Origin of the sequence: Lacinutrix neustonica (genome assembly GCF_026625145.1) — a bacterium.
Taxonomy (GTDB): Bacteria; Bacteroidota; Bacteroidia; order Flavobacteriales; family Flavobacteriaceae; genus Lacinutrix; species Lacinutrix neustonica.
Genome location: NZ_CP113088.1, coordinates 1,166,767 through 1,182,654, shown reverse-complemented (window position 1 = coordinate 1,182,654; position 15,888 = coordinate 1,166,767). Strand labels below are relative to the sequence as shown.

18 protein-coding genes and 5 pseudogenes are annotated in these 15,888 nt (G+C 34.9%); 12 read left to right on the top strand and 11 right to left on the bottom strand.

Annotation, left to right across the window (positions count from 1 at the left end):
- Position 1 precedes the first annotated feature (1 nt).
- Both N7U66_RS21485 and N7U66_RS06510 read left to right on the top strand, forming a co-directional pair.
- Positions 2-331: a hypothetical protein gene (locus tag N7U66_RS21485; protein ID WP_313791440.1), complete on the top strand. Its 330-nt coding sequence runs from the start codon at positions 2-4 to the stop codon at positions 329-331.
- 270 nt (positions 332-601) lie between these two features.
- Positions 602-1,205 (top strand): annotated as a pseudogene (locus tag N7U66_RS06510) (trimeric intracellular cation channel family protein).
- Between the two features lie 25 nt (positions 1,206-1,230).
- Here N7U66_RS06510 and N7U66_RS21480 read toward each other — a convergent pair.
- Entirely contained in the window at positions 1,231-1,458 is a 228-nt protein-coding gene (locus tag N7U66_RS21480) for a peptidylprolyl isomerase (RefSeq protein ID WP_313791439.1), read from the bottom strand.
- A gap of 25 nt (positions 1,459-1,483) precedes the next feature.
- Entirely contained in the window at positions 1,484-1,999 is a 516-nt protein-coding gene (locus N7U66_RS21475) for a peptidylprolyl isomerase (RefSeq protein WP_313791438.1), read from the bottom strand.
- 530 nt (positions 2,000-2,529) lie between these two features.
- Between N7U66_RS21475 and N7U66_RS06500 the strand changes: the two genes are divergently transcribed.
- Both N7U66_RS06500 and N7U66_RS06495 read left to right on the top strand, forming a co-directional pair.
- Positions 2,530-3,171 carry an NUDIX hydrolase gene (locus N7U66_RS06500; protein ID WP_267677798.1) on the top strand — a complete coding sequence of 214 codons (642 nt, stop codon included), beginning with the start codon at positions 2,530-2,532 and terminating at the stop codon, positions 3,169-3,171.
- Positions 3,172-3,214: 43 nt separating this feature from the next.
- Positions 3,215-4,021, top strand: coding sequence for a lysophospholipid acyltransferase family protein (locus N7U66_RS06495; protein ID WP_267677797.1), 807 nt, complete (start codon positions 3,215-3,217; stop codon positions 4,019-4,021).
- A 237-nt stretch (positions 4,022-4,258) separates the two neighbouring features.
- Here the strand turns inward: N7U66_RS06495 and N7U66_RS06490 are convergent, their stop codons facing one another.
- From N7U66_RS06490 to N7U66_RS06480, 3 genes and pseudogenes are all read right to left on the bottom strand, one after another.
- Positions 4,259-4,390, bottom strand: a complete 132-nt coding sequence (locus N7U66_RS06490; RefSeq protein WP_267677796.1) for a hypothetical protein — start codon at positions 4,388-4,390, stop codon at positions 4,259-4,261.
- A 43-nt stretch (positions 4,391-4,433) separates the two neighbouring features.
- A complete protein-coding gene (locus N7U66_RS06485; protein WP_267677795.1) occupies positions 4,434-4,730 on the bottom strand; it encodes a hypothetical protein in 297 nt (98 codons plus the stop codon).
- Positions 4,731-4,734: 4 nt separating this feature from the next.
- Positions 4,735-5,227 (bottom strand): annotated as a pseudogene (locus tag N7U66_RS06480) (RNA polymerase sigma factor).
- 479 nt (positions 5,228-5,706) lie between these two features.
- On the opposite strand from N7U66_RS06480, the pseudogene N7U66_RS06475 reads away from it, so the two are divergent.
- A pseudogene (locus N7U66_RS06475) lies at positions 5,707-6,981 on the top strand (NAD(P)/FAD-dependent oxidoreductase).
- On the opposite strand, the gene N7U66_RS06470 reads toward N7U66_RS06475, so the two are convergent.
- Positions 6,978-7,652 carry a lysoplasmalogenase gene (locus N7U66_RS06470; RefSeq protein WP_267677794.1) on the bottom strand — a complete coding sequence of 225 codons (675 nt, stop codon included), beginning with the start codon at positions 7,650-7,652 and terminating at the stop codon, positions 6,978-6,980. The pseudogene N7U66_RS06475 and the gene N7U66_RS06470 overlap by 4 nt on opposite strands.
- 124 nt (positions 7,653-7,776) lie before the next feature.
- On the opposite strand from N7U66_RS06470, the pseudogene N7U66_RS06465 reads away from it, so the two are divergent.
- Positions 7,777-9,934 (top strand): annotated as a pseudogene (locus N7U66_RS06465) (TonB-dependent receptor).
- Positions 9,935-10,070: 136 nt separating this feature from the next.
- Here the strand turns inward: N7U66_RS06465 and N7U66_RS06460 are convergent.
- From N7U66_RS06460 to N7U66_RS06440, 5 genes are all read right to left on the bottom strand, one after another.
- Entirely contained in the window at positions 10,071-10,361 is a 291-nt protein-coding gene (locus N7U66_RS06460) for a hypothetical protein (protein ID WP_267677793.1), read from the bottom strand.
- Between the two features lie 164 nt (positions 10,362-10,525).
- Positions 10,526-10,705 carry a hypothetical protein gene (locus tag N7U66_RS06455; protein ID WP_267677792.1) on the bottom strand — a complete coding sequence of 60 codons (180 nt, stop codon included), beginning with the start codon at positions 10,703-10,705 and terminating at the stop codon, positions 10,526-10,528.
- A gap of 256 nt (positions 10,706-10,961) precedes the next feature.
- Positions 10,962-11,351 (bottom strand): hypothetical protein, encoded by a 390-nt coding sequence (locus tag N7U66_RS06450; protein WP_267677791.1) that lies wholly within the window; start codon positions 11,349-11,351, stop codon positions 10,962-10,964.
- A 204-nt stretch (positions 11,352-11,555) separates the two neighbouring features.
- The gene (locus tag N7U66_RS06445; protein ID WP_267677790.1) at positions 11,556-11,888 is read right to left on the bottom strand and encodes a hypothetical protein; all 333 of its coding nucleotides are present in this window, start codon (positions 11,886-11,888) and stop codon (positions 11,556-11,558) included.
- Between the two features lie 5 nt (positions 11,889-11,893).
- The gene (locus N7U66_RS06440) at positions 11,894-12,295 is read right to left on the bottom strand and encodes a hypothetical protein (RefSeq protein WP_267677789.1); all 402 of its coding nucleotides are present in this window, start codon (positions 12,293-12,295) and stop codon (positions 11,894-11,896) included.
- Positions 12,296-12,519: 224 nt separating this feature from the next.
- Between N7U66_RS06440 and N7U66_RS06435 the strand changes: the two genes are divergently transcribed.
- The 6 genes and pseudogenes from N7U66_RS06435 (at position 12,520) to N7U66_RS06415 (ending at position 15,756) form a co-directional block, all read left to right on the top strand.
- Entirely contained in the window at positions 12,520-12,978 is a 459-nt protein-coding gene (locus N7U66_RS06435; RefSeq protein ID WP_267677788.1) for a hypothetical protein, read from the top strand.
- 16 nt (positions 12,979-12,994) lie between these two features.
- Positions 12,995-13,174, top strand: a complete 180-nt coding sequence (locus tag N7U66_RS06430; RefSeq protein ID WP_267677787.1) for a hypothetical protein — start codon at positions 12,995-12,997, stop codon at positions 13,172-13,174.
- Between the two features lie 3 nt (positions 13,175-13,177).
- Complete coding sequence (locus N7U66_RS06425) at positions 13,178-14,446, top strand: histidine kinase (RefSeq protein WP_267677786.1); 1,269 nt, start codon at positions 13,178-13,180, stop codon at positions 14,444-14,446.
- Complete coding sequence (locus N7U66_RS21470; RefSeq protein WP_313791519.1) at positions 14,370-14,528, top strand: 2TM domain-containing protein; 159 nt, start codon at positions 14,370-14,372, stop codon at positions 14,526-14,528. The genes N7U66_RS06425 and N7U66_RS21470 overlap by 77 nt, the downstream gene beginning before the upstream one ends.
- A gap of 11 nt (positions 14,529-14,539) precedes the next feature.
- Entirely contained in the window at positions 14,540-14,884 is a 345-nt protein-coding gene (locus N7U66_RS06420; protein WP_267677785.1) for a 2TM domain-containing protein, read from the top strand.
- 115 nt (positions 14,885-14,999) lie between these two features.
- Positions 15,000-15,756 (top strand): annotated as a pseudogene (locus N7U66_RS06415) (LytR/AlgR family response regulator transcription factor).
- Positions 15,757-15,888 lie beyond the last annotated feature (132 nt).

Genomic DNA, 15,888 nt, shown 5'->3' with positions numbered 1-15,888 from the left:
ATTGAAAGGAAATGGCCAGCGTTTAGGCGATATGGCGGCAGGAACAACGGTGATCTCGTTAAAAAGAAAAGTGACCTTAAGCGATACTATTCTTAGGGATATAGATCCAGGATATTTGCCAATGTACAGTCAGGTAACATTGTTTAACGATACTGAAATGCAAACCATTAAAACAGTATATGAAGACGCGAATCGAAAAGGAAATCATAATGTTATTTTATCTTTAAATAAACGTGTGAGTGACGTGATGCAAGTAGACCCAAAACAAACACCTATTGAATTTTTAAACACCGTAATTAAAGATTACAATTACTATACCCAACAAATGTAAGCAGAGAACCACTTTGTTCATGTGCAAAAAGTGTGTGAATCGCTTATCCCAAATTTATTTTGGGATCTATAAAATTAAAACGAACGAGAGTTACTTTTCATTTTGCTAAAAGTGTGTGAAACACTTTTGAGATTTAAAAAGGGGAATGCTCTCCTTAAGAAAAAAGTGTATAAATCTTGAATATAACCAGCCGCCTGATCGCAGTCGAAGACCTATTTTAAACGAAAACACACTTGGACTTTACTCAGTGTGACATTAAAGCTATAACTCATGTTTTACATTATTGACATTTTAGGTACCATTGCTTTTTCAATTTCACGGCGTTTTAGTAGCCTTAAACAAAAAGATGGATCCTTTTGGAATCCTCATCATCGCCTTTGTGACTGCTGTAGGAGGAGGGACACTGCGTGACGTACTTATCGGTGATACGCCTGTAAGTTGGATGACCAACATCACATTCGTTTATGTCATTACGGCCTCAACAATTTTTGCAGTGATTTTAAAATCGAAAATCGATTATCTAAGAAAATCATTGTTTTTATTCGATACTATAGGGATTGGATTATATACTGTTGTTGGTGTAGAGAAAGGAATTTCAGCAGGATTACATCCCATATTATGTATTGCTTTAGGTACGATGTCTGCGTGTTTTGGTGGCGTTATTCGTGACATTTTATGTAATGAAATCCCTGTGATTTTTAGAAAAGAGGTGTATGCAACAGCCTGTATTTTTGGAGGAATCGCCTATTTCTTAATAAAACGACTTCCTATTGAAGGAGATTTCGTCTTTATCATCGCTGGATTAGTTGTCATTGTCATTAGAATCATTGCCGTAAAGTATAAAATTAGCTTACCGAGTTTGTATAAGCAATGACCTGGACAAAAGCCAAAAGCCAAAACTATTTTAATACCTCCACTTTAGTAATGTAAACATTACGGATGGGCCAGTCGCCACTATCGGTTTCTACTTCTGCAATTTTATTCATAACCTCTAGACCCTTAATAACTTTTCCGAAAATCGTATACTGTCCATCAAGGTGGTATTGATTGGTTTGGGTAATGAAAAACTCAAAAGGTGAGGCCAACTTATAGGCGTTTTCAATCTCACTACTGGGTATAGATATCACTCCCCGATGATGTTGATAGCCGTGTCTAACATCTCGGTGGTAAAAGGTACCTTCCTATTTTGCCTCTCTTTTTCACTACGTCTCGGTCATCTGAGTTACCGCCTTGAATAACAAAATCTTTTACGACACGATGAAATTGAGTGCCATCGAAAATTTTATTTTTTGTTAGAAAAATAAAATTGGCTCTGTGGAATTCAGTTTTGTCAAATAACTGGATATCTATGTTTCCAAATTCAGTATAAATCCTTACTTTATTTTCGGGATGTCTTTCACCATATTCGCGGAAGAATGCCATGGCATTGTCGTCATTTAGCGGCAGATATCTTTCTTCTAAAGATAATTTAGAACTGTCCACTGGAGTTTCGACGCCTGTTGTGTCTTTAACCTTTTTAATTTCTTTTCTAATTGTAGTAGAAGACGTTTTCTTTTGCTTAGAGTGATCTTCTCCACAATTAAATAGTAAAAAGAAAGTACAAAAAATAAGTGTTATACGCATAAATAAAAAGTAATGAATGATCAAAAATAAAAAAGCTGACTTCATAAACCAGCTTTTTGCTTAAATAATGTCTAATTGTTATTCTAAAACAGGCTTTTTAGTATGAACAGAGGCCTCCTCTAATTCTACTTTTATTAGATACAATTCTCTAAGATACTTTTGAATTTTAATATGATTTGTGTGTTTCTTTAGATGAGATTCAGAAAGTAGCATGTTGCGACGAATACCCATTGTCGGTTTGTAGGTTATTACTCCAGCTGTATAACTTTGAAGTTTGATGGCTAACGTTTGTATTACAAGTACCAGTAAAAGGAATAGTAAATAAAAGGAGTGCGCGAAAAAGTTGAATTGTGTATTCTGTTTTTTTTGATTTATGAATTAATTGGTAGTGAATGTATCAATTTATTAATGGTATTTTTAGCGAAAATACAGTGACACCGTTTTCGAGGTAATACCTTTTTGTTTTTAATTAAAAAAGTTGATATTTACGCAATGTGCATAGGTTCACATTGGTATTTATTATTATCTTCACTTCTTAGTTTATTTTACCAAATAACCCTCATAATCCATAATTCATGAAATTTGATGTATTTTCTAAAGCGATAAAAGGCATAGAAAATTTACCCTTACCGGGGCTGTCTTCTCAATTGAAAATGTCTCCACCCTACAGAGAACATTTGGTGAAATTGCAAGCCGGTAAGATAAAGGATGCGCGACAGGCTGCCGTTATGGCTTTATTTTATCCTAACTTAGATCATGAAACACATATTATACTCATTCTAAGAAAAACGTATAAAGGTGTACATTCTGCACAAATTGGTTTTCCGGGTGGAAAATTAGAAGCAGGGGAAACAAAAGAAGAAGCGGCCATGCGTGAAACCGAAGAAGAAGTGGGTGTTAACCAAGAGGATATAACAGTACTCAAGCAATTGACACAAATTTATATTCCACCAAGTAATTTTTATGTGCAGCCCTTTATAGGGATTTGTGATTCGACTCCAATTTTTACAAAACAAGATGATGAAGTAGAGGCATTACTAGAAGTCCATATTAATGATTTCTTGAATGATGCACATTTGATTACTAAAACAGTATCAACGGCTTATGATGTTTCTGTAGATGTTCCGGCCTATAAACTGAACGGTCATTCTGTTTGGGGAGCAACAGCAATGATGTTAAGTGAAGTGAAAGACTTGTTAAACACTGCGCTTAAATAAGATGCTTTCTTTACATTTGTAAGACTTAATAGCTAAAATTACTATGGGATTATTCAAAAAAAATCCTTTCGGACACAATTTATTCATAAAAAAGTGGCTCATCCGTATTTTGGGTGCATTGTCTCATAGACGCTTTCGTGGCTTTAATGAACTACAGATTGAGGGTTCTGAAATTATAAAGGATTTGCCGGACACTAATGTGTTATTCATTTCAAATCACCAAACCTATTTTGCCGATGTGGTTGCCATGTTTCATGTGTTTAATGCGAGCTTAAGTGGAAGAGAAGACTCCATTAAAAATGTGGGATACCTGTGGCACCCCAAACTAAATTTATACTACGTCGCTGCAAAGGAAACGATGAAATCGGGACTTTTACCCAAGATATTGGCTTATGTAGGTTCTATTAGTATTGAGCGTACCTGGAGAAGTGAAGGTAAAGAGGTGAACCGTCAGGTGAAAATGAGTGATATTTCGGCTATTAGTAAGGCTTTAGACGATGGCTGGGTGATCACGTTTCCCCAAGGCACAACAACGCCTTTCAAACCCATTCGTAAAGGAACAGCTCACATTATAAAACGCTATAAGCCTATAGTGGTTCCTATTGTTATTGATGGTTTTAGACGCTCTTTTGATAAGAAAGGATTGCGTGTAAAAAAGAAAAACGTGTACCAAACCTTTGAAATCAAAGCACCTTTGGAAATAGATTATGATAATGAATCTATTGACGATATTGTAAAGAAAATAGAATATGCTATTGAGCAACACCCCTCTTTTTTAAAGGTAATTCCACAAGAAGAACTGGAAGCACAGGAAGAATTGAACAAACAACGGGAGTGGTTAGAAAGTTAATTTTTTTAGCTATTCAGGCTGCTTGCTATCGGTAGTCAGTTTACACTAAACCCAGCACTTTAAGATGCGTTGCGGTTTATACTTCTAACTTCTTTAATTCGGTATAATTTCTATTTAGGCGTTTCATTAAAATACCATAAATTAATTTATAGAATAACCGGATTACGGTAACAAATAACACAGTAATAAGCAACACCACGACACACACTATAATTTTACCGCTAGTGTCTAATTTTGTTACCACATTTGCAACTTCGGGTTGGTCGTGGACGAATAATAAGACATGCCAACCATGGTGACAAAAGCCATAATTAGATTATAACCCACATAGTATTTAACGACTTTACGTGTTTTGATAATACTTTCCATTAGTTTCTTAGTACTGTCAGTAACCGATATTCGTTTGTGTGATTTATATAATAAATACACAAACACAAGAATGACCAGTAAAACTAAAGCCCGTGAGCGTGTTTAACAAGGTCTCATCCATGTTGGACGCTTCTATCCTGTCTCTGTAAGATTTAGAGAGTAGGGGTAAAAAGGAAATTAATACCCGTAATACAAATTCGGCAATACTAATATAGAATAGAGTCTTCACAATCGAAGACGACTTTCTTAATAACATTGGGTATAATTGTGAAGAAGACAGTTGCTCCTCCTCAACGGCATCTTTTTGCCAGTGTTTTTTTAATACATCTAATTTATCCATAGGATCACGGATTTAAAATGGTTCTTAACTTTGTCTTCACGCGGTTCATTTTCACTCTAGCATTGACTTCAGTTATACCCATGGTTTCACTAATTTCTCTATAATTTTTGTCCTCCAAATACAAGAAAACAAGGGCCTTTTCAATATCATTTAGTTCATGCACAGCACTGTACAATAACTTCAACTGTTGTTCTTCTGTATCGTCATAATCTTCAGCTTTAATTTTAAACTGTACGGCGTCAAATTCTGAAGTGTTTATCGTCCGTTTAGACTTTCTATAAAGCGTAATAGCAGTATTTAAACCAACGCGGTACATCCAGGTACTGAACTTAGAATCGCCTCGAAATTTTGGATACGCCTTCCGTAGCTGTATTGTAATCTCTTGAAACAAATCATTATGTGCATCATAGTTGTTTGTATATAAACGGCAAACTTTGTGAACAATGTTCGGTTTTTTCAAGCAATTCTACAAAACTATGTTCTAGCTCTTTATTCAATGTCATTGGTTAGGTTTTGAAACAGCATTTAATTAAAAATTCTTCTTCGCTATATAAGTAGCGTAAAAGTAACATATGTTACAAGATTATTAATAATATTTATTTGGCCCCTGTTCTGTCCTCAGGTGACTAATCTGTTAAGCCCATATATCAGTCCATTAGAAGGATCTAGGATTAGACAATTTCGGGTATATTAACGGCTAAATAAGGTAATCGAATTCTTGTTGTAGCATATATTCGATTTTAAAATCAAAAGAGTAATGTTATAGAAAGATTAATGCTGCTCTTGTAGTGGTCGTAGTTGAACTGTGAGAATCTGTTTATTAAAGAAGACCCTCATTGCTGGAAACAGTAAAATAATGGAAGCGTCATGTCATGATGAAAACAACTTTGTAGAACAAATAGATTTCAACTTTTAAAATAGACTTTAAAACACTTAATTTGTATCTTTAGATACTAATATACGTCAATACCTTTTTATGAATATTCCTAAATCTGACTTTCCCGAATCGTGATCGTTGGTGGTGGTTTTGCAGGAGTGAGCCTTGTTAAAATGCTCGCTAATAAAAAAGCTCAGGTGATTTTATTGGATAAGCACAACTACCACACCTTTCAACCTTTGTTATATCAGGTCTCTTCCTCTCGGATTAGAGCCCGATTCGATAGCTTACCCTTTGCGTAAAATTATTAAAAAGCACAACAGGTCTTTTTTTCGTCCGGCAGAGGTGGAAAAGATTGATGCCGATAAAAAAGAAATTCAAACCACCATTGGAAACCTCTCATACGATTATTTGGTATTGGCCACAGGCACCAAAACCAATTATTTTGGAAACAAAACCATTGAGAAACACAGCATGCCAATGAAAGAGGTCTCACAGGCGCTAGATATTAGAAGTTTGATATTGCAAAATTTTGAAAAGGCGGCTATTGCTGAAACTGAAGAAGAGCGTTTGGCTTTTCTCAATTTCGTCATTGTTGGAGGTGGCCCTACTGGAGTTGAGCTTGCAGGTGCGATAGCAGAACTCAAAAATAATATTTTACCAAAAGATTATAAAGATCTCGATCCCAATATGATGAAAATTCATTTGTTAGAAGGTCACTCCACAGTGTTACCACCCATGAGTGAACATGCATCTCGCAAAGCTGAATTATTCTTAAAAGACCTTGGTGTTATCGTGCATTGTAACACACAAGTTAAAGATTACGATGGTAAGACGGTGCAGACCAATGCAGAGTTGACTTTGAAGTCCGAAACCCTTATTTGGGCAGCAGGTGTTACCGGGAATCCTGTGCATGGCTTAAATGCAAACGCCCTTCAAGACCGTTCAAATCGCTACAAAGTGAATGCATATAATCAAGTAGAGGGTTTTGATTCTGTTTTTGCATTAGGTGATATTGCATTAATGCGAACCGAAGCCTTCCCTGAAGGGCATCCACAAGTAGCACAGCCCGCCATTCAACAAGGGCAATTGTTAGGTAAAAACTTATTGCATTTAATTAATGGTAACCCCATGAAGGCTTTTGTTTATAAAGACAAAGGTTCTATGGCTACTATAGGAAGAAATAAAGCCGTTGTCGATTTAAAACATTACAAGTTTGCTGGCTTTTTTGCATGGTTTATTTGGATGTTTATTCACTTGATGTCATTGGTTGGTTTCCGTAATCGCGTTATTGTCTTATTTAATTGGACCTACAATTATATTAACTTTGATAAAGCGGCACGGTTGATCATTAGGCCTTATAATAAGTCTTAGTTTTTTAAACCTTTTAATATGCCAGTAGTAATTAGCAATTGTGCTAACGCATAAGTAAACATAATACTAAAACTTGATAGAGGAACGGGTGTGTAGAATTTGTTAATAGCTAAAAGACTATCGGAAATTATAAAAATTAATGCCCCTATAAGCACCAAGTTATAACTTACAGTGTTTGCGCGACCTTGTCTTAAAAAAGCAAGGGTGGCCATGGTTAGTAGCACAAGCATATACAGGATGACGGGGATCAATAAATCATTCAATCCAGATTTTAAAAACCAAAAAAGTATTAAAGCATAGACTACGAGTAATACAATACAAATCTGTGGTTTTTTACTTTTATTTCTTTGCTTAAAAAAAAGTAAAGAATACATGACATGCGCTATTAAAAAAGCTAGTAAGCCAGTAATAAAAAAAGCTTTAGATTTAAAAACAAAAAGTAAAAGGATATCACCTATTAGGGAGAATCCTAGGGCAAGTACGGTAAGTTTTCTAATATTAAAACTCAAGTGCTTGCTTTTACTAATAAAGTAAAATAGTAGCGCGCCAACAATTAAAGGTTTAGAAATATAGTGCACATTTTGTAAGCCTTCTAAATTCGCGATTATTGTTTCTATACCTATCAAAAGGGCAAATAATATATAGAAGGTGTGCCTTTTTAACAATTTCATCCTGGTTGATTCTTTTTTAGTAAAAATAGTCAATTCATCTCCAAAATGTCACAGTTCAGTAAGTATAAGTTTTAAAATAGAGACTACAAATACACCTTTGTGGTATCAAATAAAACTAATGAACATGACGAAGTCTTTACTAACCATTCTCATTCTATTAATCAGCTTGCAACTCTCAGCACAAACTACTATTACCGGCTTTGTAACAGATACTAAAAATAATCCTATTGAAGGTGCAAATGTATATTTGGAAGGCACTTATGATGGAAATACCACTGATGTTAAAGGCCAATTTACGTTTGCAACCAGCGAATCAGGCACGCAAAGGCTTATTGTTTCATTTGTTTCTTACGAAAGGTATCAAATGACAAACGATGTGAGTACTTTACAAAATTTAAAGATAACATTACGGGATGATGTCAATACTCTAGATACCGTCGTTCTCTCTGCAGGCACATTTTCTGCAGGCGACAATAGTAAGGTGTCGGTATTAAAACCGCTGGACGTAGTCACTACGGCAAGTGCTTTAGGTGATTTTGTAGGTGCCTTACAAACCTTACCAGGTACCACAACGGTGGCCGAAGATGGGAGGCTCTTTGTGCGCGGAGGAGAAGCAGAAGAAACTCAAATATTTATAGATGGTATTCGTGTATTTACACCTTACACCCCAACGACAAATAATAGCCCGACACGTGGGCGTTATTCTCCGTTTCTTTTTGACGGGATTACTTTTTCAACAGGGGGGTACTCTGCAGAATATGGGCAAGCGTTGTCAAGTGTGCTGTTGTTAAATACTATCGATGAACCAGATCAAGAGAAGACAGATATTGGCATTATGACCGTTGGTGCCACCTTGGGGAATACTCAAAAATGGGATAGCAATTCATTGAGTGTGAATGCCTCTTATATAAATTTAGATCCCTATTTAGCACTTTTTAAGGATAGAAATCAATGGATTAAACCTTTCCAATCGGGATCTGGTGAAGCGGTTTATAGACATCAAACGAATAACGGATTGCTAAAAGCATATACCGCTTTCGATGCTTCTAAATTTGAGTTAATTCAAGAGGATATAAATGATCCGGAGGGCATCCGTTTCAAGCTCAATAATAACAATGTATACTTCAACAGTTCCTATCAAGCCCAACTAAAAAAGAGTTGGACACTGTCTTCAGGTTTTAGTTATACCCAAGCCCAAACGAATAGCAACATTAATACAAGAGTTATAGAGGCAACCGAAAACTCGCTTCATGCGAAATTTAAATTAAGAAAAAAGTTTAGTAACCGGTACAAACTTAATTTTGGAGTAGAGTATTTTGCGACCCGTTTTAATGAAGCATATCAAGATACAATGGTTTCACCTTTTGACTATGGTTATGATAATGGTATTTCGGCGGTTTTTGGAGAAGCAGATCTTATTTTTTCAAGACAATTAGCGCTAAAAATAGGATTGAGGGGAGAATACAGCGAACTTCTTGATGAAACAACAATCTCCCCAAGACTGTCTGTTGCTTATAAAACAGGAAAGAGAAGTCAATTGTCATTGGCTTATGGCGATTTTTATCAAAATCCAAACAGCGCTATTTTAAAGTTTGAACAACAGTTAAAAGCGGAACACGCCCAACACTATATTTTAAATTATCAGTATAATAACGACGGACGCATTTTTAGAGCAGAAACCTATATTAAAAACTATAGCAATTTAGTGAAATACGAGACAGCGTTTACTAGACTGGATAGCGATTACAACAATCAAGGGATGGGATATGCCAAAGGCTTAGATTTATTTTACAGAGACAATAAGAGTTTTAAAAATTTGGATTATTGGGTAAGTTATTCGTTTCTAGATACGGAACGCGACTATAGAAACTATCCCATGGCGGCGCAACCAAATTTCGCCAATAGCCATAACCTCTCTTTGGTAGGAAAATACTGGATTGATGATTGGAAAAGCCGAGATAGGCTTTAGTTATGCTTTAGCTTCCGGGAGATCGTATACCAACCCAAACGTGGAAGGATTTTTAAATCAGAAAACTAAAAGCTATAGCAGTTTGAGTCTCAATTGGGCGTATTTATTGAGTCAGCAGAAGATTTTATATTTTTCGGTTAATAATGTATTGGGAACCAAAAACGTTAATGGTTATCAATATGCTAACACAGCAGATGTAAATAATACTTTTGCCCGTCGCGCATTACGACCAGCAGCAGATCAGTTCTTTTTTGTAGGGTTCTTCCGGACCATAAGTGAAAAAGGAACGGATAATCAATTGGATAATTTATAGTTGAAAAGTGTAGCCGTGAGAGGCGCGATTTAGAAGTGTTATCCCTAGAATTAATAGCAGTACTTAATAATAACTTTCCAAAAACCTTTACTTCAAAAAAAAATGAGACTACTGTAGAAATACCCATTTGTTATCCCTAGGTTAAGCGAATCGCAATACCTCCATAAAACTTAATAAAAAAGTCTTTCGTTTGGTGTGTAAATCTATCGGTGCTTGATTTTTCTGTCGCAACTTTTTTATTCTTTATGACTTTAAAATCGCAATTTAAATGATACCACTTTAAAGTTAATAGACTGGTAATCGTTTGGTTTTGAATATCAGGTCTAACATTTGATGCCGTTTTGGCTTGCAAAACAGATGTTTCATTTTGACTATGCATAGTGAGGCCTATTGTTAGAAATAGGGTCGTGAGTATTAAATTGTTCATACTATTGGACTTTGATTAATTTGCGCATAATAATATACGTAAATTCAAAGCATTAATAGTCTTAAACGCTTAATTTTCAATACTTTTATTTCGTAAGAAAAGATGAGGCCGTTAGAATTTTAGTAGTATATGAAGTATTTTGATGGTTTTAAAAACGTTGCGGTTTAGTACACTTCAATACCAATAGCTGAATATAATATGGTAATAATACTATTCCAAAGTTTCTCTAATGTAACTAATAAAAGGCCTTTTAGGGTATGGATGAAATTTTGTACCATGGCTTCTAAGCCTTCCAAAAAGAAGTCAAGTAAATCCTCGTCTATATCTCCGTGAAATAAGACCAATCTTTATTAATTCGGTTTGTTTAGCAATCGCTTCTACTTGACGTTCACTAAATCCACATACTGCTGTGATGTCTTTTTGAATAATGGTGGTCGCTATATTTTTTTATCTCTTCTATAAGGTTTATAGTATTATCTGTCATGACTTATCGTTTTAAAAAGCTTTCGTCAGTAATTGCTTGGTCTAAGAAAATTAAAATTTCACCTTTAAAAAGAGTAACAACTAAGGGTTTCAATCCTGAAGAGCTGTCCGTGTCTTTCATTTTTTTATATTTTCGGCAATACGTTTAAAGGCGAAGGCACTTAGATAATCTCTGCTTAAACTGGGTTTACCCCGTGTGTTTAAAATGGCATTTATTTTTTCGGAGGCTTTGTTTTTTGGTAGTGGTCTTGCTCCGGCTTGAAGTTCTAAGGTTTCAAAAGCGCCAATGATTGCGTTGTAGGTGTCTGCTCTTTCCATGAACGTATTGCTATCTGTACCATTAGAAACACTTGCTATAAAAGCGAATGTCTCAGTCGTGCTTGTGTCTAAATTTTCTATTATGATCGCGTCATACTTTGCTGCCAATACTGCTTTGCAGCCTATAAGCAATAACATGGTTAACCCTAGAAATGTATATTTAAAACGAGGAGAGTTTGTTATTTTCATAATTCGTATTTTTCACTATGCACTATGCACTATGCACTATGCACTATGCACTATGCACTATGCACTATGCACTATGCACTATGCACTATGCACTATGCACCCACATGTTGTTGACGCCAAAAAAAATACCCTATCAACATGCCAAAAGCCATAGAAATGGCGTGCGCAATACGTATTTCGTTTTGTGTCGGCTGAGACGGTATTTCAGAAACAACAGCCATTAATAATGGACCGATTTTTAAAAAGAAAATCAGTGCAGCCACTCCAAAGAGAATAATAGTGCCCAGGACATCGCTGACTAATTTGTTGCTTTTTCTTGTAATAAATAAATTCATGGCTAAAGCGCCCCGTGAAATAGGTTAATACAAAAAAGGCTTTTTCGGTTTCCCCTTTTATGACTTCGCTAATGGTAATATTATCTGTCGCGGCTAAGATGATATCAAACAGTATTAAAAATACAAATAACCCCATGAGTACGTATTGTACCATACGAACTAATTTAGGATGTTTTTTTATATAGAGGTCTAAATTTTGCATGGGTGTTAATTGAAAAATTCAAAATAGTCTAAATGCCGTTGTGACCAAAAAAAATGGCCGTACAAAACACCAATAATAAGGAGCAGAAACTGAATGCGTCGCTTCATAACAAAATCCTTTGGTTGCTTAAGTCCAACAAATAAAATAGCAAGTAGTAATACCACTACTAGTATAACAGGCAACCACGAATTAGGCCCCAGTATGGGCACTTGACTCCCTAAAAAGAAGTGTCCGCCTAAAACACCCCACGCCAAGGGTAAAAAAAAGTATTTATTATAGGCCCATTGTTTTATAATGAAGTTTATGGTATCGTCTTTCTCATCATTAAAATAGAGATACATGTTAAAGAGCATAAGAAATATAATAGTAATGCCAATGACTGTTTGTACGATGAGGGTGAAATCCATTGCTTATTTTTTGGTTCGATTCATTAAGCGATTTAAAGTTAGTTAATTTTCTTTAGTCTACCTCTTTCCATTTTTAAGATTATTAAATGTTTTTGGGATGTAACATTGCAACACTTAAACAACGTAATTCACATTTCAGAATGAATAAATGACATTTCAGACAATACCTTTTTTAAAACAAAGTGTTTCAAAGGATATTTGCTTAAACCTTAAAACCACATATTATGTACAGACTCGTATTTTTAATCATCATGTCTTTAACTACTCAATTTGAAACACAAGCACAGGAATCCTCTGTCCTACCTACTCATTATGAAATAGGTATGGAAAAAGCCTTTGCACTTTGGCAGGAAAATAAAATCAGTGATGCCGCCAATGTATTTGAGCGTATTGCAAGTGCAGAAACCGAGAATTGGTTACCTTCTTATTATGCCGCTCAAGTGTTAATTCTTGATGCATTTACCAAAATGAAGGATGTTGATGCTTTAAACGCACAATTAAAACGGGCACAGGACTTTGTTAATGACGCTACTGCGATTTCAAAACAAAATCCTGAAATTTTGGTTATGCAAGCCTTACTACATACCGTATATGTGGCTAGCGATGGCGCAAAGTACGGCATGATCTTAGCCTCAAAGGTGTCTCAGATTTATGCTGAGGCTTTAAAATTAGCGCCGAGATAATCCAAGAGTAGTCTATATGAAAGCGGATTGGGGTATGGGTAGTGCTAAATACTTTGGTCAAGAGGTAACACCTTTTTGTAAAGATTTAAAAGCAGCTCTTAATCTTTTTGCTAACTTTAAACCAAAATCTAAATTCCATCCTAATTGGGGAAAGGAAAGAGTCCTGCAAATTATTGCCGAATCGTGTAAAGAGTAATCTATGTTAGCGTTTTTTAAAGATTTAGGAAGAGCCTTTTCAATTGGTGTTTTAATATTCTTAATCATTGGAATAATAATTTATTTCACAGGGAGTGAAATAGAATTCAATGAAAAACTATTGGAAACCTTTATATATAACCAAATATACTCTGTAGTACTGTATATGTCTAATGCGTATGTTTTTAGACTTTTAGTTGCGCGATATAAAAGCGATTTCTATAAACTAAAAAACATAATATTTGCTTCATTTTTCTCTGTACTCATTTCCGTTTTTGCTATTTTTTTATTGCGTTTAGTAGCGAAAGTCTTTATTTATAATCAACCGTTTAGGCTTTTTATTAGTTCTGAATCGGTATTAAATTACTGGTTTTCCTTAACCATATCCATCACGGTAACCGCCATATTTTATATTGCCTATTACCAAAAACACAAACAGGAGAATAAAGTAAAAGAGCAAAAAGTTATTGCGGGTACTGCCAGTGCCAAGTTTGATGCGTTAAAGAATCAATTAGATCCTCATTTTTTATTTAACAGTTTAAACGTATTAACAAGTTTAATTGAAGAAAATCCAGATAGCGCACAAAAATTTACCACGAGCCTATCAAAAGTCTATCGCTATGTTTTAGAACAAAAGAATAAAGATTTGGTTACAGCAGATGAAGAACTACAATTTGCTAAAACCTATATGTCGCTTTTAAAAATGCGTTTTGAAGATAGCATCGTGTTTGATATTCCTGAAAAGGCCCAAAACCCTGAAGCTAAAGTTGTGCCCCTAGCACTTCAGTTATTACTAGAAAATGCTGTAAAGCACAACATAGTGACCTCTGGTAAACCATTGCATATTAAAATTTATGAAAATGAAGGACATCTCGTTGTTGAAAACAATTTACAAACCAAACAAGTCGTGAAAAAGAGTAGTGGTGTAGGTTTAAATAACATTAGACAGCGCTACCAATTATTAACAAACAAACAAGTAAGTATTACCGAGGATAAAACGCATTTTAGAGTGGCTATTCCCATGCTTACCAAACAAATAACAGTTATGAAACAATTACCAAAAAAACAAATGGACGACACCTACGTAAGAGCACGTAAGCACGTAGAAGAATTAAAAGGCTTTTATTATAACTTAATCTCGTATTGTTTAGTGATTCCGTTTTTAATATTTATTAATTACAGAACGTATTGGGAATATAAATGGTTCACGGTTCTCTGCCATTGGCTGGGGAGTTGGCTTATCCTTTCACGCCTACAAAGTATTTATAAATAATGGAGTCCTTGGTCGGGATTGGGAACAACGTAAGATTGAAAAATTCATGGAAGAGGAGCGTAACAAGAGTAATTCACTTTAAAAAATAATACAATGAGAAAATATGAGATAGAGCCCTTTGAAGAAGCTGATTCAAAGCAAAATTTTGAAAGAGAAGAAGCTTACCTAAGGGCAAAAAAGAAAGTCGATAATATAAGAGGTTTTTATGTACATTTGGTAGTGTATTTACTTATAAATATTTTTTTGATTGTCACTATTACAAGTAATTCAGACCAGCCACTATTTAGCTTCGGGACTTTTTCTACTCCTATTTTTTGGGGTATTGGCTTGTTTTTTCATTTTTTAAGTGTTTTTGGAAAAAATTTAATATTTGGAAAAGCGTGGGAACAGCGCCAGATTGATAAGTATATGGATGATGATAAAAGGCGTTGGGAATAATATGTTTAGGCAATAGCTAAAAGTTGAAAAATGATTAGAAAACGGTAGCATCAATTTGTCACGCACTAATCCAACAGTCTAGCAATCCAACAAAGCAATAACCGAATAATTCACTATGCAAGTAATTATAATTGAAGACGAGAAACCATCAGCACGACGTTTACAGCGTATGTTACAAACTATAGGTGTTACAGCAGACACGCTATTGCATTCTGTAGAAGAAGCAATCACTTGGTTCAATCAAAACCAACACCCGGATCTCATATTTTTAGACATTCAATTAAGTGATGGCCTGTCTTTTGAAATCTTTGATGCCATAGACATAAAATCTGCTATTATTTTCACCACAGCTTATGATGAATATGCGCTTCAAGCCTTTAAGTTAAATAGTATTGATTATTTATTAAAACCAATAGATGACGAAGAATTGGAACAGGCCGTTTTAAAATTTAAAGTACGATTACCGAGAGAAACAACGGGTGACTTTAGATTTTAATGACATTAAAAAACTACTGGTTAACCCTATAGAACAGGAGTACAAAAAACGATTTTCTGTTAAAGTGGGTCAGCATTTAAAATTGATTAATATTGATGATATAGAATGTGTTTTTAGTGAAAACAAAGGCACATATCTTCATACTAAGGAAGGGCGGAATTATTTAATAGACCTCTCGCTCGATACCTTAGAGAAAGAACTCTTGCCATCACAGTTTTTTCGTATTAACAGGAAATTCTTTGTGAATATTCATGCTATTAAAGATATGGTGAGTTATACCAATTCCGGACTTCAGATTAAACTAAACAATTATAGAGAACAGGAGATTATTGTGGCTCGGGAACGAGTAAAAGATTTTAAAAGCTGGTTGGAATAAAAATATGTGGTTTATTAATAATTTCAAAAACAGGACATGAAACTGATGATGATTGTCGTATGTTGAGTGTCATTTATGTGCTTACTGTGATCTTATATTGACTGCCGGTTCCTATTCTGCTTAGACTAAAAA